The following is a 25,584-nucleotide window of genomic DNA, read 5'->3' as shown; positions in this document are numbered from 1 at the left end:
GAACAGATATGGGGGGTGGCGGGACATCATCGCGCGAACTCGGGAAACAGACCCGAGGGGGGTCTGTATTCCGCGCCGCACGAGGACACCTGTCGGTTCATCGCATGCCCGAGTAGATTCGTTACGCGCTGAATTGAGTGACCTGCGCCACGCTGTGACCGGGCAACCGGTCGAGGGTGGCCGCGTCCGCCCGTTTTGTCAGCCCGTTTTGCGGGCCTCGACGAGGAATCGGGCGGTGTGCGCGACGAACGGGCCTTCGTGCTCGATCTGTTCGTGCAGCTCGCGCAACCGGTCCCGATGCTGCCCGACCGTGAAGCCGGGCACCATCCAGATCACCTTCCGTAGAAAGTAGATCACGGCTCCGATGTCGTGGAACTCCGTCCGCAGTCGCTCGGAGCGCAGATCGACGACCTCCAGCCCTGCCTTCGTGGCGTCGGCGACCGCGTCGTCGGGGTGCCGGGCCCGCCGGACCTCTTCCGGCTGCGGGCCCAAGAAGTATTCCACGAGCTCGAAGACACTGCTCGGGCCGACCTGCTGGGAGAGGTACGAGCCACCGGGCCGCAGCACCCGCGCGACCTCCTCCCACCAGATCGTCACCGGATGCCGGCTGGCGACGAGCTCGAAGGACTCGTCGCCGAACGGCAGCGGCGGCTCGTCGGAGTCGACGACCACCACCGCGCCGAGCGGGTGCAGCAGCCGGGTCGCCTTGTCGATGTTCGGCGGCCACGACTCGGTGGCCACCGTCAGCGGGGGCAGGGGGCCGGCCCCCGCGAGCACCTCTCCGCCGCCGGTCTGGATGTCCAGGGCGGAGCGGACCCGCGCGAGGTGCTGTGCGAGGAGGCGCTGGTAGCCCCAGGAGGGGCGCTGCTCGGTGGCGCGGCCGTCGAGCCAGGAGAAGTCCCAGCCGTCCACGGAGACGGATTCCGCTTCCGCGACGAGATGGTCGAAAGTGCGCGTCATGTCTCGATCGTCCCAGCTGCGGCGCCGGTCATCCACCGGATTGCCGGCCCCGGGGCCCACGCCGGACTCCCCGGGGCCCACGCCGGACTTCCCGGGGGTTCGCCTACACTGGGCGGCGGGCCGTGACTGGCGTTCGGGTGGATCACCACCGGGGAGCGGCCCGGCGTACTCCCGTACGTCGACTGCCGCGCGCCTGGGCGAACCGCGATCCCGCAGCGACGCTCAGGAGACCCCATGACGACTGCCCCGACCGTTTCCGGCGCCCCCGCCGACCAGCCGGAGCGCACCGCCCGGCTGATGGACGGCACGGCCCTCGCCCGCCGCATCTCGGAGCGGACCGCCGACCAGGCCGCGAAGATCACCGCGCGCACGGGCACCGCGCCCTGTCTGGCGACCGTGCTGGTCGGCGAGGACCCCGCGTCCGTCACCTACGTCCGCATGAAGCAGAACCGTTGCGCCAGGGCCGGGATCACCTCCCGCCACGTGGAGCTGCCGGCCGCGACGACCACCGAGGAGCTCGTCGCCGCCCTGACCGCGCTGTCCGAGGACCCGGAGATCAGCGGCATCCTGCTCCAGCACCCCGTTCCGCACCACATCGACGAGCGCGCCGCCTTCGAGGCCATCGCACCGGGCAAGGATGTCGACGGGGTCACCATGCACTCCTTCGCCGCCATGGGCTTCGGACTGCCGGGCTTCGTCTCCTGCACCCCCGGCGGCATCATGCGCCTGCTCGAGGCCTACGAGGTGGACCTGACCGGCAAGCACGCCGTGGTCGTCGGACGCAGCGCGATCCTCGGCAAGCCCGCCGGAATGCTGCTGCTGGAGCAGAACGCCACCGTCACCTACTGCCACTCCCGCACCGTGGACCTGCCGTCCATCGTGCGCCAGGCGGACGTACTGGTCGCCGCCGTCGGCAAGGCCGAGTTCATCCGGGGCGAGGACATCAAGCCGGGCGCCGTGGTCCTGGACGCCGGCTACAACGAGGGCAACGTCGGCGACGTCCACTTCGAGTCGGCCGCCGCCCGCGCCTCGCTGATCACCCCGGTACCGGGCGGCGTCGGCCCGATGACCATCGCGGTACTGCTGGAGCAGACCGTCCAGGCCGCCGCCGCGCAGGCCGGCCTGGTCCTCGCGGACCTCTGACCAGGGCCCCGCACCCCACGCCACGACGAACGCCCCGGGCCCTGGGCCCGGGGCGCTCCGTTCCTTCCGGTAACGGGCCGAAAGGCCGATCCCGGCCGAAGGGCATGGCGTTCCAATGAAAATGTGAACGCTTCGATGGATATGCAGAGGCCTGGCCTGACCCGAGACGGGGGCGCCTGCCCCAGGGCCCTGCGAGGGCCCCTGGGGCAGGCCTGTGCGGCCCAGGGGCAGCGGGAGGCCGCGAGGGGCCCGGAGTCAGGCGTGCGTGGCCTGGTCGCGGGCCCGGGCCACGATGGGGGAGGTCTGGAACGCGCGGGCCAGCTCCGTCAGCGGGCGGGAGTCCAGGGGGTACGGGCCGGGGCAGCCCGGGGCGTCGTCGTCCGCGTGGGCGGCCGCCCCGTCGGCCGCCGTCCGGCGCCGGCAGGCCGCCGCCAGCATGGCCGCGTCCGCCACCAGGGCGGCCTCCTCCTCGGACCGGCCCTGAGCGCGCGCGGTACCGTACGCCTCCTCGCGCACGGCGGGGTCGAACCAGTGGACGAGCGCCAGGATGCCGTCGTCGATCACCGATTCGCGGTGGATCAGCCGGATCCCCACCGGTGACCACCAGGTCAGCGGCACGGGCCGCATCCCGCACGGGGAGAACCCGCGCAGCGCCGCCCAGAGCGGCCGCAGCCGCCGGTAGCGGCAGTAGTCCTGCCAGGGCGCCGAACCGCCGACCAGCGGCACGATGAACCCGATGCCCACCAGCAGGGCCGCGGTGGCGCCGAGCGGGGGCGCCGCGTACGTGGACAGGTGGTCCAGGTTTCCGCCGCTCCAACGCGCGCCCATCGCGGTCCACTTCGCGGCGAGGAAGCCCAGGCCGAACGCCCCTCCCAGCATGAGGACGGCCAGTCCCGTGCGCAGCGGCCGCATCGAGGGGTCCAGCCGGCGCAGCCACTTCCAGCACAGCACGGTGAGCGCGATGCTGCTCACCGTGTGCGCCGACAGATAGCAGATGATCATCTCGCGCAGCCAGGGCGTGTTGGCGTAGTACGTGTCCAGGTCCCGCACCCGCTCGACCGGCGCCTCGCCCCGCGCGAACAGGGCGACGATCGCCACCGCCACGGTGCCGTACGCGGCCATGGTCAGGCGGGTGGCCCGGCGCACACCCGGGGTCGGGGTGCCGCTCCAGTGCAGGATCAGGACGACACAGGCGCCGGAGAAGACGGTGATCAGGCCGTACACCAGGGGAGCCGAGAAGTTGACGACCCCGGTCAGCCGGTTGACGACGACGATGGTCGGCGGCGCCGACAGGAACACGGAGAGCGCGCCCCCGACGAGGAGGGTGCACACGGCCCGCATCAGGGGCTGCTCCCACCTCCGCCTCAACGTCGGGGCCTTGACGATCAGCGCCCCGACGATCACCGCGCCCGGCACGTAGAGGACGAGGGCTTCGATCATCGCGCCTGTCCGACAGGGTCGACGGGCTCGACGGCGTCGACGGGTCCGACAGGGCCCAGGGGACCGCCGAGGCCGGTCGGCCCGGCCTGGTCCAGGCCCGCGACCGTCCGCTCGGCGGCGGTCAGCGGCGCGGCCTCCAGGGCGCCTCGGCGACAAGCACGCCGGCCACAAGCGCGCAGCACCTTGCGGAGCACGCCGGGGCGGATCCAGTACGTGGGTGCCCGGTTCACGGTGACGCCCTGGAGCCGGGCGGCGGTGAGCGGGGCCCTCGTGGTGGCACCGGCCATCAGGCGTTCGACGTACCCGTTGAGCAGCCCGGCCCAGGGGCGCGGCCTGGTGCCCGTGGCGCCCGGGTACCGGATGTCCTGCGAGGTGGCGAACTCCCAGGCGACGGTCACCTGAGGGGCGATGGCCCGCTGCGCCTCACGGCCGACGCCCGGGTGGGCGAGGCCCTTCTCGCGCAGCAGCGCACGGACGGCCAGCAGCGCCCGGGCCGCGACCGTCATGCCCTGTCCGTGGAGCGGGCTGAAGGTGGCTACCGAGTCTCCGACGGCGAAGAAGCCGTCGGGGATTTCAGCCTTCTCGTAGAAGATCCGGCGGTTGGCGGTGCACTGGGTGACGGCGACGTCGGTGAGCGGCTTCCTGCCTTCGAGGAGTTCGCCGACGAGGGGGTCGCGCACCCCCTTGGCGAACGGGATGAAGGCCTGGGGGTCGGCGGTGGGCCGGCCGCCCCGGGTGCCGGCCAGGGTGGCCTGCCAGCGGCCGTTCTCGATCGGGACGATCGTCGCGCTCTGGCCGGGTACGGGCGCCCGGGGGTCGGACTGGACGTCGACGATGGGGAAGCCCAGGGTGTGGGCTCCCTCCGGGGCCTCGAAGACGCGGGTCGCGCAGACGAGCCCGGAGTCCACTCGGGCTTCCTCGAGGCCGCTCACGCCGAGTGCCTCCAGCCAGCCGCGGGCGCGGGAGCCGCGGCCGCTCGCGTCGACCACGAGATCGGCGGTGATCAGGCGGTTCTCCTCGCCGGCGGTGTTCGCCCGGACCCCGGTGATGCGGGCGGCGCTGCCCTCCAGGCCCCGGACCCGGCTCTGCTGGAGGACGGTGACCCCGGGCAGCCCGACGACGCGGGAGCGGACCACCGAGTCCAGGAGGTCACGGCTGCAGGAGATGGTGAACTGCATCTCGTCGTGGCGCGGCAGCCAGCCCCGGGCGGTCTTGGAGACCAGGTCGGTGGGGAGGCTGCGGCGGAAGGCACCGGCGGCCGTCCAGGCGTCGGTGATGCCCGGCAGGATCTCCTCGACGGCGCGTGCGCCGCCCGACCACAGCAGGTGGGTGTGCTGGGCCTGAGGCAGTCCGCGGCGAGGTTCGGGGCCGTCCGGCAGGGTGTCCGCTTCGATGATCGTGACCGTCGCGTGCTCGGCGAGGACGGCTGCGGCGAGCAGGCCGGACAGGCTGCCGCCGATGACGACGGCGTGCCGTGGCCGGGCGGTGGGCGGGGAGGAGTGGGTCATCGTGTGGTGCTCTCTGTCAGGGCCGTGTGAAGGTTCATCGGCGGAAGAAGGGCGTCGGCGGGCAGGGCGGCGGTCGGCCGCCGGTGTTGCCGACGGGCGTGGCCGCCTGTGTGGCCGACGGGCGTGGCCGCCTGTGTGGTCGTCGGGCCCGCGCTCAACGTCCCCAGCCGAGCGAGCTCTTGATCCGTTCGATGGCTTCGGGGACCTGCTCTTCCCGGGGTGCCGGAAGGAATGTCTGGAGGATCTTGCCGAGGTGCAGTCCGAAGGTCTCCGCGCGGATCTCCGCCGGATCCTCCCGGTCGGCGCGGGCGGCGGCCTGCCGGACGACGGAGCTCAGCCCGCAGTCGGACCTCAGCAGGTCGGCGAGGCTGCCCTGGGGGCCCGTGAGCCGGGCGGCGACGGTCATGCCGGGGCCGTGGCTGCCGCAGGTGCCCTCGTCCACGTGCCACAGCTCGTGGCAGGCGATGACGAGCTGGTGTTCGGGCCGGGTGCGCTCCTCGATGACGAGGAGGTCGCGGTCCTCCATCCCGAGCCACAGTCCGCTGGCGGTGTCGGGAGGGAAAGTGGCGAACCGGAACTCGACCCGGCGCCCGCCGCGGACGCGCCCGTAGGCGGTGCAGAGGCTCCCGATGATCTCGGCGGCCCCGGCCGGCGGCGTCAGGCACGCGGCCGTCCGCAGATCGTCACCGAGCCTCCGCATGGCCCGTGTGGTCCTCATCGCGCTTCCCCCTCGGCGGTTCCTGAATGGTCGGTGCCCTCGTCGCCACCGGGCCGGACGGCGGCTGCCCGGCCGTCCGCGGGCTGTGGGGAGGGCGCCGACGCATGCCCCAACTGGCCTTCCCGCGCCAGCAGTTCGTCAAGATGGTCAGCCAGTGACTTCCAGCCGGCCGGCGAGAGCCGGCCCGCCCGGGTCACGATGCCGCGTACGTCGTGCGCCCGCATCACGGCGAGCATCGGGTTCTCGGCGGGCCTCTGCGCCGATTCCAGTTCGCGCTCGATCCCGGCGAGGGCGACGGCGAGCGCCTCGGCGTCCTCGGCCAGCAGGAAGCCGCCCTCGACGCCGTAGAACCGCTGGATCCCCGCGGCCGCCGCCAGGTTGGGGAGCCCTTCGCCCTGGGCGAGGCGGGTCAGCGACTGGCCCGAAGCGTCGAAGGAACCCGCGATGGCGGACAGGGAGTGGGGCTGCCCGTCCTCCCGTGGGCGGGTGCGGCGCAAGTGCTCGAACCGGCTGCGCACCTGTTCCTTCAGCGGGAGTCGGGGCGGACGGCCGTCAAGGGTCAGCCGGATGTGCTCCTGGGTGATGCCCGTGAGGTACGAGAGGCGCTCGAGGTCGTCCGCGGCGCCGTCCGCCCGGTGCCCGGGCCCGGGACCGGTGGTGGCCAGGGCGTGTTCCACGGCGCTCTTGCTGTCGGCGAGCAGGAATCCGGCGTAGACCCCGAAGAACCGCTGTACGCCGGCCGCGTGGCCCAGCCGGGGCAGTCCGGTGCCCGCGTTGAGCGGGCCGAGGGAGGCGCCGGGGGCGTCGAAGTCCTCGGCTATCGCGGCGAGCGGCCACTCCCTGCCGTGTCTGGCCCGCCGGGTGGCGCGCAGCCGCAGGAAGCGCCGGTGCACCCGGTCGCACAGCGGCAGCTCGGCGGCGGTGCCCGCCAACACGGCCGCGACGCGGTCGGGTTCGACCCCGGACAGGCGGCTGAGCCGCTCCGCGCCGAGCACGTGTGCCGGGTCCTGCCCGTGCCGCTCCGCCGACGCCGCGGTACGGGCCCAGGCCGCGGTGAGGTCGGATCGGTCGGCGGCTCGCACCGGGCGTTTCTCCGTCAGTAGAGAGAAGGTTCGATGTGGTTGCTCTGCGTGAAGCCTATCCCCCTGATCCGTGGCGGCAGGGAAGCGCCCCCACCTTTCCTTCCGTCCAACTCAAAGAAGGTGGGGGCCACATGTGGTAGGGCGCCCCTGACGGCCGAGGCGACAAGCGCCCCGGAGAGGTGCCGGGAAGAACCTGTCTGCCTGCCGGCCGGCACCTCGACGAACCCGGCGCGCCGACACGCTGACAGGCCTGGTAGAGGCGGCGTATAGAGGGTTCTGCGACGGACCAGCCGCGCCGACTTCGCCGTCCGGCGTCCGGCTCATCCGGCCCAGGACCCGGCAACAGGAGGATTCGCCAGTGACCGCGCAGATCAAGCACTACTTCCAGGAACGCGGCTTCCCGATCGTGAAGCCGTTGGGCCAGGGCATGGAAGGGGCCGTGTACGACCTCGGAGACGGCCGGATGGGCAAGGCGTGGTTCCGCCGGGGCGCAGATGCTGGACGTACTGGCCGTCCTGCGGGAGATCGAGGTCGGCCCCGCCGCCCGTCGCCTGGCGGTCGTGGACGAGGACTCCGCCCTGTGGTCCGAGGAGGGCAACGGTTGGGCCCGGGCCCTGACCGGACTCATGGACCGGAAGGTCTCGCGGTTCCGGCCTCAACTCCGGGCCGCGGTGACCGACTTCGACGCCAAGTACGAACAGGCACGACTGCGACTGCAACGACTGCCCCAGACCCCGGTGCGCGCCGTGCACGGCGACCTCGTCCCGGAGAACGTCATGGTCGACGCGGACGGCCGGCCCGTCGCGGTCCTGGACTGGGGTTTCCTCTCCACCGCCGGCGACCCGGCCTTCGAGGCCGGGCTCACGGCAGCGCTGTTCGACATGTACGGCCCGGGAGCGCGCGACGCCGAGGAGGACCTGCTGGCGCGCATTCACGAGTCCGCCGGCTACGGCCTCGGCCATTACCCCAGAGGTAATCGACCCGGCGCGGGCCCCGGCTGCACAGTGGAGCCATCGGGTTCCGGGGCCGCGCACTCGGCTCCGGGGCCCGGGTCATCCGTACTCCACCAGCACGTTCGACCCTCGATGGAGGCTGATCCGCCATGTCCGCAGCCCTGTTCACCGCCGTAGCCCGTACCGCCGCCCCGCGCACGGCCCTGCGCCGGTTCCTCGCCCTCGACTCCGTGGTCACCACCGGCAACGGGCTCGCCTACGCCGCGCTCTCCGCGCCCCTCGGCCGGCTGCTCGGCGTCGGTCAGGGGCTGCTGCTGGGGCTGGGGGTGTTCCTGGCGCTGTACGGTGCCGGCGTCGGCCTGCTCGCCTCGCGCCGGCAGCCCCCGGCCCTCCCGGTCCGGTTCGTCATCGAAGCCAACTACGCCTGGGCCGCGCTCAGTCTCGTCGCGCTCGTCGTCTGGTTCACGCCCACCACCGCCGGTGCGGTGTGGATCGTGGTGCAGGCCGCCGTCGTCGCCTCCTTCGCCCTCCTCCAGCAGCTCGCGCTGCGCGAGGGCTCAGGACGACAGTGACCGCAGGTACTTCGCCGTAGCCGGGTCGGCCGGCAGGAGGGTCTCGATGGCCAACTCGGCGACCGTCACGTCCATGGGGGTGTTGAAGGTGGAGATGGAGGACACGAAGGAGAGCAGGTGCCCGTCGTGCTCGATCCGCAACGGGAGCGCGATGTACGGGACGGCCTCGTCCGGCTCGTCGTCCCCGTCGCGCGGCCGCTCCGGCACGGGATAGGCCGCCACCTCCTCGTACAGCGCGCGCAGCGGCTCCGAACGGGCCAGTGCGATCTGCCGCTCCATCTGGGCCAGCAAGTGGCCTCGCCACGCACGCAGGTTGTGGATCCGGGGGGCGAGGCCCTCCGGATGCAGGGTCAGCCGCATCGCGTTGAGGGGGCCGGTGAGCAGGTGCTCCGGCAGCCCCTCCATCAGCATCAGGACGCCCCGGTTGGCGGCCACCACGTCGTACGCGGAGTCCACCACCAGGGCCGGATACGGCTCGTAGCCGGTCAGTAGCCGCTCCAGCCCCTCGCGCAGCACCTCCATCGAGGGGTCGTCCAGCGGGGTGTGGGCGTACCGGGGCGCGTAACCCGCCGCCAGCAGAAGGGCGTTGCGGTCGCGGACCGGAACGTCCAGATGGTCCGCGAGCCGCAGCACCATCTCCTCGCTCGGCCGGGACCGGCCCGTCTCCACGAAGCTGATGTGCCGGGAGGAGGAGTCGGCGCGGCCCGCCAGCTCGAGCTGGCTGAGCCCGCGCCGCTCCCGCCACACGCGCAGCAGGGCGCCCACCGTCGCAGCTGTCATGCCATGACGTTAGCCCAGCCGGGTCAGCCCAGGTCGAAGGCGTTCCGCAGGCCGAGACGGTAGCGCCACAGGTCGTGCCGCTTCAGGGTCTCCACCTCCGGGGCCCGGTACCGCGGTGTCACCGCACACCGCGAGGCCTTCGAACCGTCCCTGTCCAGCAGGGAGTTGACCGCAGCTCTCGCCGAGGCGTTGGCCCCCTCCATCGTCGCGAGGTCGATGTCGACGGACACGTAGTCCCCGCTGAGGAAGAAGTTCGGGATCCGGGTGCCGGCGCTCGGCCGGTTGTGGAAGGTTCCGGTCGGGTGGATCAGCAGCTGGTCCTGGTTGGTCGGATGCGGAGTGCCGGTGCCGTCCACCCCCGGGTCCAGGTACCACGAGTGCAGCTTCCCGTCCGACAGCGGGGTCTTCCCGGTGTCGTTCAGTGAGGCCTTCAGCTGCGCCCAGACCTCACGGGCGATCTCCTCGCGGGTGCACTGCTTGGCCGTCTTCCCGTAGAGGATCCCCGGCTTGTCCCATTCGGAGATGTCCACCGACAGGCAGTCCACGGCCGTACCGTCCCCGTAGGAGGCGGGGAAGTCCCGTGCGGGCCAGTGCTCGGCCTGCTGGATCGCCGTCAGCGACCAGGGCGAGTCGATGCAGTTGAAGTGGCCGTGCACGAGGGGGGCGCGCTCGGTCAGGTAGAACTGGATGCCGGTCATCCAGTCGGTCTGCAGCAGGTCGCACCGCCCGAGCATCGGATCGGCGGCGCGCAGCGCCGGGCTCCAGGTGCGGCGGGCGTGTTCGACGGGCAGTGCGCTGACGTAGTGGTCGGCGGTGACGCTCTGGACGGCTCCGGCCGGGTCCTCGATGAGGACCCCGCTGACGCGGCCGTCCCCGTACCGGACCTCGCGCACCGTCCACCCGATCTTGAACTCCACGCCCAGCGAACGCAGATGGGTCTCCCACGGGTCGATCCACGCCTCGTTGGTGGGCAGGTTCAGGATCCGGTCCGGCGGGCCGTCGGCGCCACGCCCCAGCAGGTTGAACACGAAGGCCTCGCCGAGCGTGCCGACGGTACGGGTCGAGGCCTCCTCGGCCTTGGTGGCCACGATGTTGCGGGTGATGCCGATGGCGAGGATCCGCTGGTACTCGCTCGACATCCGCGCGGCCCGGGTGAACTCCCACCACGGGGTGCGCTCCCACTGCTCGTCGCGCCGCTCGTCGCAACTGGTCAGGAAGACCAGGGCACGGTCGACGAAGTACGCCGTCTCGTGGAGCGGCAGGCGGACCAGCGACTGGAGGATGCCGGTGAGGGCCCGGCGCAGCTCGTCGGGGGTCAGCTCGGCGGGGGAGTGGTCCGGCCAGGGGATGGGGGCGCGCAGGTCCTCGCGTCCCGCCGACCGGGCGAACATCATCTCGCGCGGGGCGGTCAGGTTGTCCCAGACCCCGTTCGCGTTGCCGGGGAAGGGGATGCGCCGCATGGTGTCCGGCAGGTTGTGGTAAATCCCCGGGATGAAGCGGAAGCCGTGTTCGGCGGGGAGCGGGCGGCGGCCGCCCCGGGCGCTGCCGGGCACGTCCATGCTGCGGGCCTTGCCGCCGAGTGCCCGGCGCTCGTAGACGGTGACGGCGTAGCCGCGTTCGGCCAGCTCGTGCGCGGCGGTGAGGCCGGCGACCCCGCCGCCGAGGACGGCCACGCGGCCGGGCTGCCCGGCCGCGACCGGTCCGGCGGCGGGTGCGGTGGCGGCCGCGGCCGGGAGGCTCCCGGCAGCCGATAACGCGCCCGCGGTGGCGGCGGCCCCCGCCATGAAGGTGCGCCTGGAGTTTCCTGTGCGCGTCACGATGATGCTCCCTCGATGCCCGGCTGCACCGCTCGGCTATTACCGGCGGTAACAGTCACGTCCGGCGCAGGAGCATAGGGGCGGCGCGGTGGCCACGGAAGGCGCGGAAGCACCCGCACGCACTATGGCGCGAAACCTTCCCTCCGGCCCTGGCTGTGCGAACCTTGACCTCACGTCAGATCAATCGGGCAGTCGCGTACGGGGAAGGAGCCTGCGGATGTCGAGAGAGCCGCTTTCGCAGAAGGAGATCGAGGACCGGCTGCGGGAACTTCCCGGCTGGGCCTTCGAGGACGACCGCATCATCCGCACCTACCGGCTGGGCAGCCACTTCGCGGCGAGCGCGCTGGTCGCCCACATCGCCAGCGTGCAGGAGGAGTTGAACCACCACTCCGACCTCACCCTCGGCTACAACACCGTCCGCCTCTCCGTGAACACCCACGACGCCGCGGACTCCGTCACCGCCGCCGACTTCACCCTCGCCGAGCGCGTCGAATCCCTGGCCCCCGCCCACGGCGCCGCCTGATACCGGAAGTACCACCGATACCCGTGCCCACGCCGCCGCAGAAACCGCTCCTCGACTACGACGCCGAAGCCGAGGCCTACGACGCCACCCGCGGCGGGACACCGCGCGCCGAGGCCGCCGCCGCGGCGGTCCTCGGCCTGCTCCCGCCGGCCGCCGCCACCCTGCTCGACCTCGGCTGCGGCACGGGCATCGTCACCACCCGCATCGCCGCTGCCCGCCCCGGGCTGCACGTCTTCGGCGCGGACACCTCCTACGGGATGGCCGCCATGGCGCGCTCCCGGGGGATCCCGGTGCTCCTCGCCTCCGGGGCCCGGCTCCCGGTCCGCTCGGGCTCGCTCGACGCGGTCAGCGCCGTCTGGCTGCTGCACCTGCTGCGCTCCCCGGGCCTGGTGGCCGCCGTGATCTCCGAGGCCGGGCGGGTGCTGCGGCCCGGCGGGGTGTTCGTCACCACCGTCGACAAGGACTCCGCGCACGACGTCGGCAGCGATATCGACGAGGTGCTCGCCGAGCACCTCACCGCCACCCCCGCCGACTCCGCGCAATCCGTCACCGCCCACGCTGCCGGGGCTGGCCTGCACCCCGCCGGCGAAGCCCTGTTCACCGGCCACGGCCAGGGCCGCACCCCGCTCGGGGCGGCTGCCGCGCTGCTCGCCGGGCGGTACGCCTCCCGGGTCCACCCGCGCGGGATCACCCCGCGCGAGCTCGTGGACCGGCTGGAACTCCTGCCCGGACCGGACACCCCGCGCGCGGAGCCCACGTACCGGCTGCGCGGCTTCGTACGGGACTGACGGGCCGGGCAGGGGCCCCCGCCCCGCCCGTCAGACGGGCTCCAGCCGCCACCACTGCGCGGGGGAGTCGGTGTCCTCGCACTGACGGGCCCGGCCCTCCGCGTCCGCCTCCAGCGGCAGACCGCTGATGGCCGCGATCAGCGAGACCACGCCGGGGTCGTCGAGGTGCTCCTCCACCACCCACTCCTGCGCCCCGAAGGCGTTCGCCTTCCAGACCTGGACCCGGGTACCGCTCTCGGTCGACGCGTTCGCGACATCGAGCCGCTTGCCGTTGTGGACGCTGACCAGGTGGAAGATCCCGCCGCCGCTGTGCACCGGAGTGATCTCCCACCGCCGGGCCCCGGCAGGCTCGCCGTCCGGCCCGACACCGACCCGGTTGCCGCTCTCGACCTGGAGCAGCAGCCCGCTCGCGGCATTGCGGATCCGGTACACGCCGTCGGGCGCACTCGTACCTGTCATCCGGGGCTCAGAAGTCGAACTCGGCCGGGTCGGGACCGATCCGGCGGCCCGCCCCGTCCGCGCCCAGGGCGTCCAGCGCGGCGATGTCGGCGGCGTCCAGCTCGAAGCCGAAGACGTCCAGGTTCTCCCGGACCCGCGCGGGGGTGACGGACTTGGGGATCACGACGTTGCCGAGCTGCAGGTGCCAGCGCAGCACCACCTGCGCCGCCGAGCGGCCGTGCTTCTGCGCGATCGCGGTGACGGCGGGCAGGGTGAGGAGCTCCTTGCCCTGACCCAGCGGGGACCAGGCCTCGGTGGCGATGCCCAGGCGCGCGTGCAGGGCGCGCAGCTCGGTCTGGGGAAGCAGCGGGTGCAGCTCGATCTGGTTCACGGCCGGGACCAGGGAGCTCTCGGCGCCGAGCCGCTCCAGGTCGGCCGGGCGGAAGTTGGACACGCCGACGGCCTTGGCACGGCCGCTCACGGCGATCTCCTCGAAGGCCTTCCAGATGGCCACGAAGTCCTCGCGCATCGGACGCGGCCAGTGGATCAGGTACAGGTCGACCTCTTCGAGGCCGAGCTTGGCGAGCGAGGCGTCGAACTCACGCAGCACGTTGTCCCGGCCCCAGGTCTCGGACTTCCCGTTCCACAGCTTGGTGGTGACGAAGAGCTCCTCGCGCGGTACCCCGGCGGTGGCGATGGCCTTGCCGGTTCCCTCCTCGTTGCCGTAGATGGCGGCCGTGTCGATGCTGCGGTAACCCGCCTCCAACGCGGTCCGGACGGCCTGCTCCGCCTCGGCGTCCGGAACTTGCCAGACGCCGTACCCGAGCTGGGGCATGAGCGTGCCGTTGTTGAGCTTGATCCCGGGGACCTGGTTCACGTCGGTCGTTCCCTCTGGTCGTCGCTGTGCGAGTGCTGACTGCCGGTACGGGCGCTGCTGTCCGTACGACCGGCGACAACCGGACTCCCGCCTGGCCTATTCCCGCCGTACGAGTGAATCGGCACGCCGGGAACGGGCGGGGACGGGAGTGGACGGGAGGGCGGTCCCCCGTCGGCCTGCCGGTACGCCAATGCGTTGCGTCGGCGGGGCCCACGGCCTCCACGGTCCTGGCCGGCGCCGCCGTGCCCCGCCCGCCCTGCGGCGGCTGCAGTTGCACGCCGCGCTGGCCCCGGCCGGCGCGAGGGCGGCGGACCCGCCTGTCGGTGACAGGTGCAAGGAGGGGGCAGCGGGACCGGCATGCTCGGCCGCAGCCCCTGCGTGCGGCACGGGCTGCGGGGGGTTCACCGCTGACGGAAGGATCGGTGGCCCGGACCACCGCGTCCGCTTCTCCTGGCCGGAACGCTCCGCCGGATACGGAGGACAGGCCCTACGCCCCCAGGTATGCCTCCCGGACCAGCGCGTTGGCCCGTACCTCGGCGGCCGTGCCCTCGGCGAGCACGGTTCCCAGGTCCAGGACGACCACCCGGGTGCAGAGGTCCATCACGAAGGCGACGTTGTGCTCGACCAGCAGCACCGCGCAGCCCTCCTCCGCGAGCCGGCGCACGACCGCCGCCAACTGCTCGCGTTCGGGCGCGGACATGCCCGAAGCGGGCTCGTCCAGGAGCAGCACCCGGGGCGGGTCGGCCACGGCGCGGGCCAGCTCGACCATCCGGGCCCGCCCCACCGGCAGACCGCCTGCGTACGAGTCCCCGAGCGCGCCGATGCCGCAGTCGGCCAGCACCCGCGCGGCCCGCTCCCGCCGCTCCCGCTCCCGGCGGCGCCGGGTCGGCGAGGCGACCAGATCGGCGGCGAAACCGCCGCCCCCGCCCCGCCACTCCTGCGCGACCAGGACGTTGTCCGCGACGCTGAGCTGCCCGAACAGCTGCTGGCGCTGAAAGGTCCGGCGCATGCCGTGCCGGGCCCGCCAGACGGGGGAGCGGCGGGTGATGTCCACTCCGTCGAGCAGCATCCGCCCCTGGTCGGGGCGACGGATCCCGGACAGAACGTCGAACAGGGTGGTCTTCCCGGCCCCGTTCGGCCCGATCAGCCCGCACACCTCGCCGGCCCGGATCCCGAGGTCGACCCCGGTCAGTGCCTTGACCCCGCCGAAGCGGACGCTGATCCCGGACGCCTCCAGCACGCGCTCACCGTTGCGGCTCATGTCGCCATCCCCAGATAGGCCTCGGTCAGCCGGTCCGCCTCCACCTCGGAGCGCGGGCCGCACCAGGAGACCCGGCCCTGCGCGAGGTAGGCGACGGTGTCGGCGATTCCGAGGATCTCGGCCGCCTTCTCCTCCACCAGCAGTAGCGCGGTACCGGCGGCACGGAGCTCCATGAGCAGTCCGTACACCTCGTCCACCACGCGCGGAGCGAGCCCGAGCGAGGGTTCGTCCGCGATCAGCACCCCGGGCGGCCTCTGCAACAGCGGTGCCAGGGCCAGCATCTGCTGCTCCCCGCCGGACAACGACCCCGCGGGGACCGCTCGACGCTCGCGCAGCCGGGGGAACCGGTCGTAGACGGCGGCCCGTTCGTCCGCGTCCCCGAGGTACAGGGCGAGGTTCTCCTCGATGCTGAGCGAGGGGAAGATCCCCCGCCCCTCGGGCGCCAGCAGCACCCCCGCGCGGGAGCGGCCCACGGCCCCGTCGCGGGTGGCGTCGCGGCCGCCGACACGAACGGTCCCGCCGGCAACGGCCAACGCCCCGGCCGCCACCCGGCACGCCGTGCTCTTCCCGGCCCCGTTGGGCCCGAGCACCGCCAGGATCTCCCCCTTCCGCACGAGCAGATCCACCCCGTGCAGCACGAGCCCACCGTCATACCCGGCGGTGACCCCACACAGCTCCAGCGCGGGCCCGCGGGGCGCGGAGTCGATGCTGGCGCCTCGGGGTGCCCCTGCGGGGTTTTCCCCCACCCCGCCCCCACCGCCGGCCCTGGCCGCGGGAACGGCCCCGGCCGAAGCACCGACTCCGCCGGCAGCCCCGGCCAGGGGCACGGCTCCGCCCGAACCACCGGCTCCGCCCGAGGGCACAGCTCCAGACCCGGCCGAGGCTCCGACCTCGGCTCCGGCCGCAGCTCCGGCCCCGGCTGAGGCACCGCCTCCGGCCGAGGTCCCGGCACCGGCCGAGGCTCCGGCCGACGAAGCCGTCCGTCGCTTCGCCATCCGCACCGGCACCGCCGCGCAATACCCGTCCGGGTCATTGGCCAGCGCCAGCCCCGCCAGCCCGAACAGGATCACCGGCAGGTGCGCCGACTCCGTCACGTAGTCCGCCATGAGTCTCGGGGCGACGGCGAAGACCAGCCCGGCCACCACTGCGTACTGCGGGCGCCGGACCCCCGCCGCCACGACCACGGCCAGCCAGACCAGTCCGGTCATCGCCGTGAAGTCCGTAGCCGTGATGCGGGTGTTGTACGAGGCATACATCACGCCTCCGAACCCGGCCAGTCCCGCCGACAGGGTGAACAGCAGCAGCTTCGTCCGCAGCACGGACACCCCGGAGGCCATCGCGGCCGCGGGAGCCGACCGTACGGCGAGCATCGCCCGGCCGGAGGGGGAGTTCCGCAGCGCGCTCAGCCCGGCGGCGACGGCCGCGACCAGCAGGACCAGCGCCACCCCGAGCGCCCGGTCGTCGGACAGGTCCACGGGCCCGAGGACGGGGCGCGGGACGGACCAGCCGGCGTCCCCGTTGCGCAGCCACCGCATCTGGAAGAGCACCTGGTCCGCGAGGAAGGCCAGTGCCAGCGTCGCCAGCGCCAGGGAGCGTCCGCCGAGCCGTAGGGCGGGCAGTGCGACCAGGGCTCCCAGCAGGGCGGCCACGCACGTGCCGACCGCCAGCGCCGCGAAGAACGGCCAGCCGCGGCTCATCAGCAGTCCGGCGACCAGTGCGGCCGCCGTGACGAAGGTGCCCTGGGCCAGGGACACCATCGCGCCGAGCCCGGTGACTACGGTGAAGGACATGAACACCAGGGCCAGCGCGAGACCTTGGGCGAGGAGTCCACTCCAGAACGGCGTGGTCACGGTGTAGAAGGCGAGGCACAGGCCGGCTCCGAGCACGGCCCACATTCCCCACCGCCGCCCCCAGGAGGCCCCGGCCAGGTGGTCCGGCGAGGCCACGTCCACGGTGGCGGTCCCGGCGGCCCGGGCCCGCCGGGTGAGCACCAGCAGTCCCCCGAAGAGGATCAGGAAGGGCACGGCCGTCCTGAACCCGGTGATGGAATCGGCGAAGGACGCGTAGCCGACGACCAGGTTCTGCAGTACGCCCAGCCCCAGCCCGCCCGCGAAGGCGAGCGGTACGGAGGCGAACCGGCCGATCACGGCAGCCGTGGCCGACACGAACAGGAACAGCGTGAAATCGTGCGCGGACAGCCCCAGCAGTGGAGTCGCCAGTACCCCTGCCAGTCCCGAGGCGATCATCCACGCCACGGAGGACAGCCGGTCGGCGTCGATGCCGCGCAGTTCGGTGAGCGAGCGGTTGTCGACGGCGGCCCGCAGCCGCAGCCCCAGCCGGGTGTGCCGCATCAGCACCCACAGGGCGACGGCGACCGCGGCCGTGGCCAGCCAGGTGATCAGCTGGTCGGAGTCGATGCCCACGTCGGCGGTGAGCTGCCAGGACTTCGCGGGGCTCGGCCCCACCCCCGGCAGGCCGAACTGGTTCTCCGCCGGCTCGAGCGGCGCTCCCGCGTCGGTCAGGAGTTCCACCGTCCACAGCCCGGCCGCCGGCAGGGCCACCAACAGGCCGATGGTGGCCACGATCTGCGCCGTCTCACCGACCTGGGCGAGCCGTCGGAACATCAGCCGGTCCAGCGCCCATCCGAGCCCGGGTGCCAGTACGAGGACCACCAGCAGCGCCGCCGGGACGGCAGGCCAGCCGAGCCCGGAGTGCAGTTCGTAGAAGGTGAGGGCGCACAGGTAGGCGGTGGCCCCGTGGGCGAAGTTGAACAGGCCGGACGCCGAGTACGACAGCACCAGCCCGGTGGCGAGCAGTGCGTACAGGGCGCCGGACACCAGACCGCTCAGTACGAAGGCGAGCAGATCTCCCATCGTGTTTCCCGCACCCCTACTTGAAGGGGATGGGCTCGTGGCACTTGAACGGTACGGAGACCTCGTACGCGCCGTTCTTCAGCTGTACGAGGGCTCCGCAGCCGAAGCTGTCCTTCTGGCCCTTGGGCTCCGAGCGGTTGCCGACGAGGGTGTCGGTGTCGGAGAAGCCCTGCGCGGCGGCCTGGAAGGATTCGACGGTCAGGTCCTTGCCGGCCTTCTGCGCGAGGGACACGAACAGGTCGGCGGACATGTAGCCGGTCATCATGTGCATGTTGCTGGAATGCTGTCCAGAAATGCTCTGACCAGCGGACAACCTTCCCAGTTACCCCCCAGTGGGAAACAACTGGGAAACCGTCAGCTCGACTCTGCCAGAACGCGGCCGAGAGTTCGCTTCACCGTCGCGGCCTTAACGTCCGACCGCTGAGCCTGAACCAGCGCCAGCACGTCGGCGTCCCTCCCGTGCTCGCCCACGACCGCACGCACCAGGGAAGCGACCGAGGGCCGCTGAGCGAACTCAGGCGGCAGCGCCTGCCCCGGACGCCAGGTCGGCAGCGCGAGCCCTGCCCAGCGGGCTTGGAGCGTCTTCCGCAGCATCTGCTCCATGGGCACGGTCACGCTGCTGTACGTCGCCTCAACGCCCTGCATCTCGTGGCCCATCCGCGTCTCCACGGTGTAGCGGGAGTGAACCCCTTCTTCGTCGAGCATCGCCTTGTGCCCATGCCGGAGCAGGTACATGCGCCGACCGACGAACGACGGCACGGCCGGCGTCTCCGGCCTCGGCCGCTTCGCCCAGGGGCTTACGTTCGCAGGGCTTCCGTCAGCGATCGGGCGCCAGTACTCGCGGTCGAACGACACGCTGGCCAGGCAACTTCCCTCAATCGAGGGGAACACCCACTTTGAATCGTGCGAAGCCAACAGCAGATCGAGAGCCTCGGCCAGGAAGTCTGGGATGACCAGGGTCCTGTACGACTCGTACTTGGGAGGGAAGAAGCGCAGCTCGCTCTCCTCGTACTGGATCTGGCGCTGTACGCGGATCGCCGGCATGCGCTCCGGCCCGCGGCCATAGCGGAGCAGGTCGTCGGCCCGTTCGTCGGCGGAGTCGGCGTCCGTCCGGGGGTCCGACGCAGGCCAGGCCGGATAGCAGTGCTCGCGGGTGAGGCCGAACAGTTCGCCCGGCCGCATGCCGGTCATGGCCATGGTCCAGAAGAAGACATGCCCTGCGTCACCCCATCTGAGTTGGGCGTTCGAGGCGAGTTGGTGCACCACCTCGACGGGGATGTCCCTCTTCCGTTCCTTCGGCTTCGCTTCGTACTTCCCGCGGCGGGACAGGGTCTCCACGGGGGAGTCCTTGCGGAGACCTGTCTTGACGGCATCGGCCATGATCAGGCTGAACACGCCCACGACCTGGCGGGCGTGCTTCTCCTTCACCTTGGCTTTGACTGTTTTCCTGAAGGCCCGGAAGTCGAGGATCGTCAGCTGGCCGACGGTCTTGCCCTCGAAGTAGGGCTTGATGTGAATCTTGATTGCGGAGCGGTAGTTCCGGATCGATAGATGGCCCAAGTCGAGCGACGCGAGCCAGGTGTCAGACCAGTCGGCTACGGATGTGGCGCCATCCTGCTTGCTGACGTGGGTACCCTCGCGGATCTCGTGCAGCTGCTTCTGGCCGTGCTTGAAGGCTTCGTCTTCATCCGTGAAGCCGCCCTCGGACTCGAACCGCTTCCGTCCGCTGGCGTAATACTCGCCCGTCCACCACTTCACGCGGAAGGTGGCTCCGCCGCGCCACTCGGTGTAAACGTCGTGGGCTCTCCTGGCCAAAACGGTCCCCTACCTGTGCCGGCCGTCGCGGTGTCCGGCAGCCCCATGCTGCCAGGACCCCACGACGTGCTCTGTGCGTCAGGCCTTTGCGCCCACTGGGCACTTGCGGCAGCTGTCGCAGTTACCGCCAAGCCGCTGAACCAGTTCCCGCATGAGCAACCTCGCCGTATCGCGAACTGGTTCCTGGCCTGGTATTACGCAAGCGATCCCTTCGCCAGACTTGACCGCCTCACCACGAAAGTGAGGACCGTAGTCGACTATGAGTGCGCCGTTGTGAAGCATGGCTCCCCCTAGAGTCAGGGCCTTGCGGGAGCCTCCGAGGACTTGTACCGACTCTGCCACGCGTTGTTACATTTGGAACTACCTGAGCACAAAGTGGTCAGAGAAATTCCCGCTGTAGCGGTCGATGCCCAAACGGTTGTACTCGAAACGGCTGATTTTTGGACTAGATGAGACCGGCTTCGCGGAGATCCTTCACCGCTCGCTCGCTCATGGCGCGAATCTGGTCCGATGGCAGGCCGCTCGTTGTCGCGAGCGCGGCCAGCTGAATGACCTTGAGTGCCTCCGCCTTGTGCGCCTCAGGCGTGAGTACGGAGATGACGGTGCCGGACTCCGCCTTCGACGGGTCGACAGGCACCGGCTCGCCGCCTTCGAGGACGGTGATGCAACTGCCGGGGGCCCACTGGAGCAAGCGGTCGATCTTCACATAGTTCGTCTCGCGAATCTCCAGCGCCTTCTCTACGCGCTGCCAAGTCCTCTTCGCAATGTCGCCGGCCTTGGCGTTGATGTCGTTGAGGGCAAGACCGAGCACCGCACGGCGCTTGCGTGCGGAGTCGGCGAGGCGGTCGAAGTCACGGGGTGCCATGCCCCCATCTTGGCAGGACTAGTGGGGACCAGCCAGGACTGGGTTCATTTTTGGCTGCAAGTTGCTCATGCGTTCATGCAGGTGAGGGGCCTGTAAGGGGGGCACGTGTCCCCTGGCGGGCACTGGAGGTGCATCTATGGGTAGACAGCTGGAACATCTATGGCTATGTTTTCGGCATGCACCAAGCACCAACCACCTTCCAGGTGGAGGGGGCGGCGATATGCACCAAGCGCATGCAAGCAGGTCTCTCGGTGAAACAGCTCGCTGACCAGGTCGGCTGCAGTTCCAGCTACCTCAGAAAGCTCGAACGAGGCACCCGCAGCCGCATGGGCCCGGAGTACTACGTCCGCCTCCGCACCGCGCTTGACGTGACTGATAACGCACTCCTCGGGCTCACGAGGAGCGACTGAAAGGAAACCAGTGGCTATCTCCCGGTCCCCCAACTCGAAGGTGCCGACTAAGCCGGAGCACCTTGATGCGCCGTTTTTCACCGCGGCGGAGGTGGCATGGCTCATGAACGTAAGCACGAAGACCGTCTACCGGCGCGTGGCCGAGGGTGCCCCCTGCAGTCGGAACGGCACGGGCCCGATCCTCGTCAGTCAGGCGGACCTGCAGCACTGGTACAACGCCAACCGCGTTCAGCCGATCCGCCAGCCGCGACGCACCAACCGCAAGTCGCTCGCCTCCGCCGCTTAGCGGCTATGCGGCCCCGACCGCCGGTTTCTTCCCGGTCCCCGGCCGGCCAGGGCCTACGAAGTTCCGCCCCTCACCTGCATCTAAGTGCAAGGAGAAGAGGACCCCATGAACCACATGATGCCCGCCGAGTCGGGCGACACCAACCCCGAGCAGCTGTACACCGTCGCTGAGGCGTCGGAGCTTCTGCTGAGCCCTCAGAGCTCCATCGCTCGGCGGGGTCAACTGAAGCCCGCCGACCGCGACCTGATCGCCGCCCTGGACGACCACGCACTGTGGATGATCCTGCACCACGACGAGTGCGAGAGCGACGCGTGCACCGGCTGCATCAACGAGCCGGCCCCGACGCCCGAGATCGCCCGCCTGGACGTGCCGCTCGCCGAGCTGACGGCCGACCTGCAGATGCTCGCCCTGAAGCGGCAGGCCGCCGCCGATGCGAAGGCCGGCCTACTGGAGGAACAGCGCCTCGACATGGCGTACCTGAACCTCGACTCCCCGACCTACCCCGGCTTCGAGGCCTGCGTCTGCATCGTCTGCCCGATCCGGACCGCCGGTGGTGCGGCGTGAGCATCGACCTGATGAGCATCGAGGACCCGGAAGCCTTCGAGTTCTTCGCCGCCGCCCGGAAGTCCCTCAAGCGGGCAGCGAGGCTGCCGGTCAAGCCCACCCCCGTCGCCGACGAGCCGGACCTGTCCGACCTCACCGGCATGCCGGACGGCCCGCACCCGAACGACGTGATCGACAGCTCCTGGGTGCTTTCCACGATGCAAGCCAAGCTCGACGCCCAGAAGCGATTCTGCGCGAACGAAGCGGCCCGCAAGGCCGGCGAGTGCCAGGCGTCGGGCCGCTGGATTCGGGACTGGCACACCAGCCGCTACTCCACGGTGCTGTCACTCCTGGCCGCCGCGGAGCAGAACGCCCCCGAAGCTGAGCGGCCCTGGCACGCGGCCCGACTCGACTCCTACGCCGCCGCCCACGGGCTTCGCGGCTGGTATCGAGGCACGGACTACTGCGGCAGGCACTACATCCAGGTCAACCACATCCGCACCCGCGAGGAAGGCGACCAGGGCCGATATTTCCCGACCACCGCGTGGCGGGAGGCACCCCGCAACCACATCGTCGTGGACCGCGACACCGGCCGAACCGCCTACAAGGCTCCTAGCTCGGGCATCGCCCGGCAGTGGATCGCCGAGATGGAGGGCTCGCCGTGACCCTCCGCCGGATCGCCGCCTGGGACCTGCTGCTCGCCGCCGCATCGACCGCGCTCGTACTCCTCGGGCGCCGCATCAACCGAGGAGCCTGTCGTGGCTGACATCCGAATAGCCGCCGAATGGCGGGCCGAACCCTGCTCCGACGAGTACCGCGAGAACTGTGCCTGCATCGTCGTCGCTGGTGCGGGCGACCGCATCCAGTACATCGCCGACGCCGAGACCCCGGAACTGGCCGAGCGGATCGCCGCCGACCACAACCGAGTCATGACGCTGGCGCAGGCCGGAGCTGCGGGGGCCCTCTCATGAGCTTCCGTCCCGTCACCAGCTTCATCGTCGTCTGCGACATCTGCCTGCGGGCCATGGAGACCGGCGATCACGTGGCCCTCTTCGCTCTCTCGGAAGAGGGAGAGGCCGAAGCGGTCGCCGCCGGCTGGACGCAGCTCCGGGAGGGCGGCACGGTCTGCCCCCGCGAGGACGTCAGCCACCGGCTCGCCAGCCACCAGCAGACCACCGAGGAGGTTCCGTCATGACCGTCCGCCCCCCGATCGTCGGCGCGGCCCTCTGGTCCGCGGTCATGAAGGCCGCCGGCCATCGCTGCCAGTGCCAGGGCGTGTGCGGCAAGAAGCACGCCGACCGGGCCCGGAAGGCCGGCCGCTGCGAGCGGTACAACGGCGAGCACATCAGCAAGAAGGGCGAGGTCGTCCTCGTCGCCACGCCGCGGGACCCGGTGAATGAGGGGTCCTTCACGGAGGCGGCCAGGCTGCCAGCCCGGCGGCTGATCGCTCTCTGCCCGACCTGCTACGACGCGGTCCGCGCCCTGTTCCGGCGGGCCGAGAAGAAGCTGCAGCCGCAGGACGACGGGCTGTTCGGGGCGGAGGAGTTCCACGTCGCCAGGGCGGCCGAGAACGACGCCGCCTGACCACAGACCGGTCCGCGCACCTCGAATGCAGCGAGGTCGAGGGCGCGGACCCCAAGACCAACCGACCGGCCGTCGAGCGCCCACCGCTCCGGCCAGAGCCGCCGCTCCACCTCCCCCTCGGGGCGGCGGCTCACCCATCCCTGAACCAGGAGATCGACATGTCCGGCAGCCCCGCGATCGACAGCAACCTCGCGAACCAAGTCCTCTGGACCTTCGGCTACCAGGGGTTCGCGCCCGGCACCTTCCAGGGCAAGCTCCTCGACCTCATCGCCCACGCCGACAAGACCAACGAGGCCAAGCTCGCCCTCGGCTTCCCCGCCGAAACCGCCGCGGTGCTGCTCGCCAAGAACGACCCGGACGGCATCGCCAAGCTGACGGCCATCGCCGACGGGCAGGTCGCGGCGTGATCACCTGCATCCGGTGCGGTGCCGCAGATGGCCCGTTCGACCGCACACCCGAAGGCCACATCTGCGAGGACCAGCCGTGCGGGCGGACCGAGGAGTCGGGGTGACCGCCGAGATCGAACCGGGCCTGTACGACATCCCCGCTGATCTCTACCACTCCGACCCGGTCCCCGGCGGCAGCCTCTCCTCCTCCGGCGCCAAGCTGCTCGCCGACTGCCCGGCCCGCTACAAGTGGCAGCTCGACAACCCGCAACCCCACAGGCCGGCGTTCGAGTTCGGAACCGCGGCCCACACGGTGGTTCTGGGCGACGGGCCCGAGCTCGTCGTCGTCGACGCGGACCTCTGGAACACCAACGAGATCAAAGCCAAGGTCGCCGCCATACGAGAAGGCGGCGGGATCCCCCTCAAGCAGGGCGACTACCAGCGGATCTGCGACATGGCTGAAGCACTGGCTGCGAACGCAGAGGCAGCCGAGATCCTCGCCCCCGACTCCGGAGCGGCCGAACAGTCGATCTTCTGGCCTGACGGACAGGTCTGGTGGCGCAGCCGCTTCGACTGGCTGCGGCCCGACCTGATCGCCGACTACAAGACCACCCAGTCCGTGCGTCCCGACAAGCTCGAGCGAACCGTCTACGAGTACGGCTACCACATCCAGGAGCACATCTACCGGCGCGGCGCCTACGAGCTCGGCCTGCTCCCCGACGGCGCGGCCTTCAAGTTCATCTTCCAGGAGAAGCAGCCGCCCTACCTCGTCCAGGTCGCGGAGCTCGATCCCGTCGCCCGGTACGCCGGCCAGCGCGACACCCATCGCGCCGTCGGCCACTACCTGCACGGCCGCGAGACCGGCCAGTGGCCCGCCTACTCCGAACACTCCACCGTCGTCTCGCTGCCGCCGTACATCGAGCGCCAGTACTCCTAGGAGTCACCGTGTCCCAACTTCCCCCGCCCACCCGCACAGGCCGGGCACCGCAGCAGCAGGCCGACGAGTACAACGACGCTCCGCTCGTCTTCCGGCCCGCCACGAAGGACGGCCACAAAGCCCGCCTCTCCATCCAGGGCCCGTCCGGATCCGGCAAGACGTGGACCGGGCTGCAGATCGCCGCCGGGCTCGCCGAGGGCAAGCGGTTCGCGGTCATCGACACCGAACGCGGAGCCGCCTCCCTCTACCTCGACGACATCAGGACCCCGTTCGACACCCTGCCGATGCACAACTACGACCCTCACAACCTCGTCAAGGCGTTGGCTACGGCCGGCCACGCCGGCTATCCGGTCGTAATGGTCGACTCCCTCACCCACTTCTGGAAGGGGGCGGACGGCACCCTCGACCAGGTCGAGAAGTTCGCCAAGGAGAAGTTCGGCGGCAACACCTTCGCCGGCTGGGGGCCGGCGGGCGCCCTGCAGAACGACATGATCGAAGCGCTCATGGCGTACCCCGGCCACGTCGTTGCCACGATGCGCGCATCCGAGAAGTGGGCCCTTGAACGCGGCCGGAAAGACCCGGTCAGCAAGGGGATTCAGGCCGAGCAGCGCAAGGGCATCGAGTTCGAGTTCGGTGTCGCCGCCGAGATGAACACCGACAACCAGCTTCGCTTCATCAAGGCTCGCTGCCCAGCCTTCCGCGGCCTGGAACTTGACCAGCCCGACGGGGCGCGCGACATCGCGAAGCCCTACCTGGACTGGCTCCGCGCAGGCGCCAAGGAGATCGACCCCGCGGTGTGGATCGACGCAGCCGGCAGCGAGACAGCCACACCGGACAGCCTCCTCGCCCTCTACCGCGAAGTCGAAGCGGCCAGCGCCCTCGCCACCCCGCTCATGCACCCGGAGTCCGGACAGCCGACCAGCCTCGGCGACTACATCCGGATGCGCGGCACCGCCCTCAAGGCCGCCGCTCAGCAGTAGCAGCACTCGGCCGGCCTCGCGGGAATCGAGGCCGGCCACCACCCA

Annotated in this window: 28 protein-coding genes, 1 pseudogene and 1 riboswitch; of the genes and pseudogenes, 15 read left to right on the top strand and 14 right to left on the bottom strand. The window is 71.3% G+C overall.

Annotation, left to right across the window (positions count from 1 at the left end; all coding sequences use genetic code 11):
• Positions 1–198 precede the first annotated feature (198 nt).
• Entirely contained in the window at positions 199–960 is a 762-nt protein-coding gene (locus OTB20_RS19725) for a methyltransferase domain-containing protein (RefSeq protein ID WP_267756732.1), read from the bottom strand.
• Positions 961–1,072: 112 nt separating this feature from the next.
• A riboswitch (ZMP/ZTP riboswitch) is annotated at positions 1,073–1,166 on the top strand.
• A 28-nt stretch (positions 1,167–1,194) separates the two neighbouring features.
• Here OTB20_RS19725 and OTB20_RS19720 point away from each other — a divergent pair.
• The gene (locus OTB20_RS19720; RefSeq protein WP_267819222.1) at positions 1,195–2,103 is read left to right on the top strand and encodes a bifunctional 5,10-methylenetetrahydrofolate dehydrogenase/5,10-methenyltetrahydrofolate cyclohydrolase; all 909 of its coding nucleotides are present in this window, start codon (positions 1,195–1,197) and stop codon (positions 2,101–2,103) included.
• Between the two features lie 255 nt (positions 2,104–2,358).
• On the opposite strand, the gene OTB20_RS19715 is transcribed toward OTB20_RS19720, so the two are convergent.
• The 4 genes from OTB20_RS19715 to OTB20_RS19700 all read right to left on the bottom strand — a co-directional run bounded on the left by OTB20_RS19715 (position 2,359) and on the right by OTB20_RS19700 (position 6,851).
• The gene (locus OTB20_RS19715) at positions 2,359–3,543 is read right to left on the bottom strand and encodes an MAB_1171c family putative transporter (RefSeq protein WP_267819221.1); all 1,185 of its coding nucleotides are present in this window, start codon (positions 3,541–3,543) and stop codon (positions 2,359–2,361) included.
• Positions 3,540–5,051: an FAD-dependent oxidoreductase gene (locus tag OTB20_RS19710; RefSeq protein WP_267819220.1), complete on the bottom strand. Its 1,512-nt coding sequence runs from the start codon at positions 5,049–5,051 to the stop codon at positions 3,540–3,542. The genes OTB20_RS19715 and OTB20_RS19710 overlap by 4 nt, the downstream gene beginning before the upstream one ends.
• A gap of 154 nt (positions 5,052–5,205) precedes the next feature.
• Positions 5,206–5,769: a toxin-antitoxin system, toxin component gene (locus OTB20_RS19705; protein ID WP_267819219.1), complete on the bottom strand. Its 564-nt coding sequence runs from the start codon at positions 5,767–5,769 to the stop codon at positions 5,206–5,208.
• Positions 5,766–6,851, bottom strand: a complete 1,086-nt coding sequence (locus tag OTB20_RS19700; protein ID WP_267819218.1) for a hypothetical protein — start codon at positions 6,849–6,851, stop codon at positions 5,766–5,768. Before OTB20_RS19700 ends, OTB20_RS19705 begins: the two co-directional genes overlap by 4 nt.
• Positions 6,852–7,333: 482 nt before the next feature.
• On the opposite strand from OTB20_RS19700, the pseudogene OTB20_RS19695 reads away from it, so the two are divergent.
• Both OTB20_RS19695 and OTB20_RS19690 read left to right on the top strand, forming a co-directional pair.
• Positions 7,334–7,981: pseudogene (locus OTB20_RS19695) on the top strand (phosphotransferase family protein); the annotation flags it as partial.
• Positions 7,954–8,376, top strand: a complete 423-nt coding sequence (locus OTB20_RS19690) for a hypothetical protein (RefSeq protein ID WP_267819216.1) — start codon at positions 7,954–7,956, stop codon at positions 8,374–8,376. The pseudogene OTB20_RS19695 and the gene OTB20_RS19690, both read left to right, overlap by 28 nt.
• Here OTB20_RS19690 and OTB20_RS19685 read toward each other — a convergent pair.
• Positions 8,362–9,156: a helix-turn-helix domain-containing protein gene (locus OTB20_RS19685; protein WP_267819215.1), complete on the bottom strand. Its 795-nt coding sequence runs from the start codon at positions 9,154–9,156 to the stop codon at positions 8,362–8,364. The genes OTB20_RS19690 and OTB20_RS19685 overlap by 15 nt on opposite strands.
• A gap of 23 nt (positions 9,157–9,179) precedes the next feature.
• Positions 9,180–10,940, bottom strand: a complete 1,761-nt coding sequence (locus OTB20_RS19680) for a hydroxysqualene dehydroxylase (RefSeq protein WP_267819317.1) — start codon at positions 10,938–10,940, stop codon at positions 9,180–9,182.
• 250 nt (positions 10,941–11,190) lie between these two features.
• Here OTB20_RS19680 and OTB20_RS19675 point away from each other — a divergent pair, with 250 nt between their 5' ends.
• Both OTB20_RS19675 and OTB20_RS19670 read left to right on the top strand, forming a co-directional pair.
• Entirely contained in the window at positions 11,191–11,496 is a 306-nt protein-coding gene (locus tag OTB20_RS19675) for a 4a-hydroxytetrahydrobiopterin dehydratase (RefSeq protein ID WP_267756724.1), read from the top strand.
• Between the two features lie 23 nt (positions 11,497–11,519).
• Positions 11,520–12,284, top strand: a complete 765-nt coding sequence (locus OTB20_RS19670) for a class I SAM-dependent methyltransferase (RefSeq protein WP_267819213.1) — start codon at positions 11,520–11,522, stop codon at positions 12,282–12,284.
• A gap of 30 nt (positions 12,285–12,314) precedes the next feature.
• Here the strand turns inward: OTB20_RS19670 and OTB20_RS19665 are convergent, their stop codons facing one another.
• The 7 genes from OTB20_RS19665 to OTB20_RS19635 form a co-directional block, all read right to left on the bottom strand.
• A complete protein-coding gene (locus OTB20_RS19665; protein WP_267819211.1) occupies positions 12,315–12,743 on the bottom strand; it encodes an RICIN domain-containing protein in 429 nt (142 codons plus the stop codon).
• Positions 12,744–12,750: 7 nt separating this feature from the next.
• Positions 12,751–13,599: an aldo/keto reductase gene (locus OTB20_RS19660; protein ID WP_267819209.1), complete on the bottom strand. Its 849-nt coding sequence runs from the start codon at positions 13,597–13,599 to the stop codon at positions 12,751–12,753.
• Positions 13,600–14,086: 487 nt separating this feature from the next.
• Positions 14,087–14,860, bottom strand: coding sequence for an ABC transporter ATP-binding protein (locus OTB20_RS19655; RefSeq protein ID WP_267819208.1), 774 nt, complete (start codon positions 14,858–14,860; stop codon positions 14,087–14,089).
• Positions 14,857–17,733, bottom strand: a complete 2,877-nt coding sequence (locus OTB20_RS19650) for an ABC transporter permease subunit (RefSeq protein WP_267819206.1) — start codon at positions 17,731–17,733, stop codon at positions 14,857–14,859. The genes OTB20_RS19655 and OTB20_RS19650 overlap by 4 nt, the downstream gene beginning before the upstream one ends.
• A 16-nt stretch (positions 17,734–17,749) precedes the next feature.
• Positions 17,750–18,004 carry a hypothetical protein gene (locus OTB20_RS19645; protein ID WP_267819204.1) on the bottom strand — a complete coding sequence of 85 codons (255 nt, stop codon included), beginning with the start codon at positions 18,002–18,004 and terminating at the stop codon, positions 17,750–17,752.
• 83 nt (positions 18,005–18,087) lie between these two features.
• A complete protein-coding gene (locus OTB20_RS19640) occupies positions 18,088–19,491 on the bottom strand; it encodes an integrase (RefSeq protein WP_267819203.1) in 1,404 nt (467 codons plus the stop codon).
• Positions 19,492–19,993: 502 nt separating this feature from the next.
• On the bottom strand, positions 19,994–20,413 hold the full coding sequence (locus tag OTB20_RS19635) for a hypothetical protein (RefSeq protein WP_267819201.1): 420 nt from the start codon (positions 20,411–20,413) through the stop codon (positions 19,994–19,996).
• Between the two features lie 176 nt (positions 20,414–20,589).
• Here OTB20_RS19635 and OTB20_RS19630 point away from each other — a divergent pair, with 176 nt between their 5' ends.
• The 10 genes from OTB20_RS19630 (at position 20,590) to OTB20_RS19585 (ending at position 25,539) form a co-directional block, all read left to right on the top strand.
• Positions 20,590–20,823, top strand: coding sequence for a helix-turn-helix transcriptional regulator (locus OTB20_RS19630; protein WP_324290396.1), 234 nt, complete (start codon positions 20,590–20,592; stop codon positions 20,821–20,823).
• A 103-nt stretch (positions 20,824–20,926) separates the two neighbouring features.
• Complete coding sequence (locus tag OTB20_RS19625; RefSeq protein ID WP_267819200.1) at positions 20,927–21,109, top strand: hypothetical protein; 183 nt, start codon at positions 20,927–20,929, stop codon at positions 21,107–21,109.
• A gap of 105 nt (positions 21,110–21,214) precedes the next feature.
• Positions 21,215–21,673, top strand: coding sequence for a hypothetical protein (locus tag OTB20_RS19620; protein WP_267819199.1), 459 nt, complete (start codon positions 21,215–21,217; stop codon positions 21,671–21,673).
• Positions 21,670–22,317 (top strand): hypothetical protein, encoded by a 648-nt coding sequence (locus tag OTB20_RS19615; RefSeq protein WP_267819198.1) that lies wholly within the window; start codon positions 21,670–21,672, stop codon positions 22,315–22,317. The genes OTB20_RS19620 and OTB20_RS19615 overlap by 4 nt, the downstream gene beginning before the upstream one ends.
• A gap of 93 nt (positions 22,318–22,410) precedes the next feature.
• Positions 22,411–22,623 (top strand): hypothetical protein, encoded by a 213-nt coding sequence (locus tag OTB20_RS19610; protein ID WP_267819196.1) that lies wholly within the window; start codon positions 22,411–22,413, stop codon positions 22,621–22,623.
• On the top strand, positions 22,620–22,847 hold the full coding sequence (locus OTB20_RS19605; RefSeq protein ID WP_267819194.1) for a hypothetical protein: 228 nt from the start codon (positions 22,620–22,622) through the stop codon (positions 22,845–22,847). The genes OTB20_RS19610 and OTB20_RS19605 overlap by 4 nt, the downstream gene beginning before the upstream one ends.
• Entirely contained in the window at positions 22,844–23,236 is a 393-nt protein-coding gene (locus OTB20_RS19600) for a hypothetical protein (protein WP_267819193.1), read from the top strand. Before OTB20_RS19605 ends, OTB20_RS19600 begins: the two co-directional genes overlap by 4 nt.
• Positions 23,237–23,394: 158 nt before the next feature.
• Complete coding sequence (locus OTB20_RS19595; protein WP_267819191.1) at positions 23,395–23,643, top strand: hypothetical protein; 249 nt, start codon at positions 23,395–23,397, stop codon at positions 23,641–23,643.
• A gap of 100 nt (positions 23,644–23,743) precedes the next feature.
• Positions 23,744–24,559 carry a PD-(D/E)XK nuclease-like domain-containing protein gene (locus OTB20_RS19590; RefSeq protein WP_267819189.1) on the top strand — a complete coding sequence of 272 codons (816 nt, stop codon included), beginning with the start codon at positions 23,744–23,746 and terminating at the stop codon, positions 24,557–24,559.
• Positions 24,560–24,567: 8 nt separating this feature from the next.
• On the top strand, positions 24,568–25,539 hold the full coding sequence (locus OTB20_RS19585) for an AAA family ATPase (RefSeq protein ID WP_267819187.1): 972 nt from the start codon (positions 24,568–24,570) through the stop codon (positions 25,537–25,539).
• The last annotated feature ends 45 nt before the right edge of the window (positions 25,540–25,584 follow it).

This window comes from Streptomyces sp. H27-H1, from assembly GCF_026627445.1.
GTDB lineage: Bacteria > Actinomycetota > Actinomycetes > Streptomycetales > Streptomycetaceae > Streptomyces.
This window is presented reverse-complemented; position numbering and strand designations above follow the sequence as displayed.

Coding starts and splice junctions, on each gene's coding strand:
- OTB20_RS19725 (WP_267756732.1), bottom strand. CDS start 960: ATGACGCGCACTTTCGACCATCTCGTCGCGGAAGCGGAATCCGTCTCC.
- OTB20_RS19605 (WP_267819194.1), top strand. CDS start 22,620: ATGAGCTTCCGTCCCGTCACCAGCTTCATCGTCGTCTGCGACATCTGC.
- OTB20_RS19685 (WP_267819215.1), bottom strand. CDS start 9,156: ATGACAGCTGCGACGGTGGGCGCCCTGCTGCGCGTGTGGCGGGAGCGG.
- OTB20_RS19675 (WP_267756724.1), top strand. CDS start 11,191: ATGTCGAGAGAGCCGCTTTCGCAGAAGGAGATCGAGGACCGGCTGCGG.
- OTB20_RS19715 (WP_267819221.1), bottom strand. CDS start 3,543: ATGATCGAAGCCCTCGTCCTCTACGTGCCGGGCGCGGTGATCGTCGGG.
- OTB20_RS19620 (WP_267819199.1), top strand. CDS start 21,215: ATGAACCACATGATGCCCGCCGAGTCGGGCGACACCAACCCCGAGCAG.
- OTB20_RS19600 (WP_267819193.1), top strand. CDS start 22,844: ATGACCGTCCGCCCCCCGATCGTCGGCGCGGCCCTCTGGTCCGCGGTC.
- OTB20_RS19625 (WP_267819200.1), top strand. CDS start 20,927: ATGAACGTAAGCACGAAGACCGTCTACCGGCGCGTGGCCGAGGGTGCC.
- OTB20_RS19650 (WP_267819206.1), bottom strand. CDS start 17,733: ATGGGAGATCTGCTCGCCTTCGTACTGAGCGGTCTGGTGTCCGGCGCC.
- OTB20_RS19595 (WP_267819191.1), top strand. CDS start 23,395: ATGTCCGGCAGCCCCGCGATCGACAGCAACCTCGCGAACCAAGTCCTC.
- OTB20_RS19690 (WP_267819216.1), top strand. CDS start 7,954: ATGTCCGCAGCCCTGTTCACCGCCGTAGCCCGTACCGCCGCCCCGCGC.
- OTB20_RS19710 (WP_267819220.1), bottom strand. CDS start 5,051: ATGACCCACTCCTCCCCGCCCACCGCCCGGCCACGGCACGCCGTCGTC.
- OTB20_RS19705 (WP_267819219.1), bottom strand. CDS start 5,769: ATGAGGACCACACGGGCCATGCGGAGGCTCGGTGACGATCTGCGGACG.
- OTB20_RS19655 (WP_267819208.1), bottom strand. CDS start 14,860: ATGAGCCGCAACGGTGAGCGCGTGCTGGAGGCGTCCGGGATCAGCGTC.
- OTB20_RS19635 (WP_267819201.1), bottom strand. CDS start 20,413: ATGGCACCCCGTGACTTCGACCGCCTCGCCGACTCCGCACGCAAGCGC.
- OTB20_RS19645 (WP_267819204.1), bottom strand. CDS start 18,004: ATGCACATGATGACCGGCTACATGTCCGCCGACCTGTTCGTGTCCCTC.
- OTB20_RS19680 (WP_267819317.1), bottom strand. CDS start 10,940: ATGGCGGGGGCCGCCGCCACCGCGGGCGCGTTATCGGCTGCCGGGAGC.
- OTB20_RS19630 (WP_324290396.1), top strand. CDS start 20,590: ATGCACCAAGCACCAACCACCTTCCAGGTGGAGGGGGCGGCGATATGC.
- OTB20_RS19665 (WP_267819211.1), bottom strand. CDS start 12,743: ATGACAGGTACGAGTGCGCCCGACGGCGTGTACCGGATCCGCAATGCC.
- OTB20_RS19720 (WP_267819222.1), top strand. CDS start 1,195: ATGACGACTGCCCCGACCGTTTCCGGCGCCCCCGCCGACCAGCCGGAG.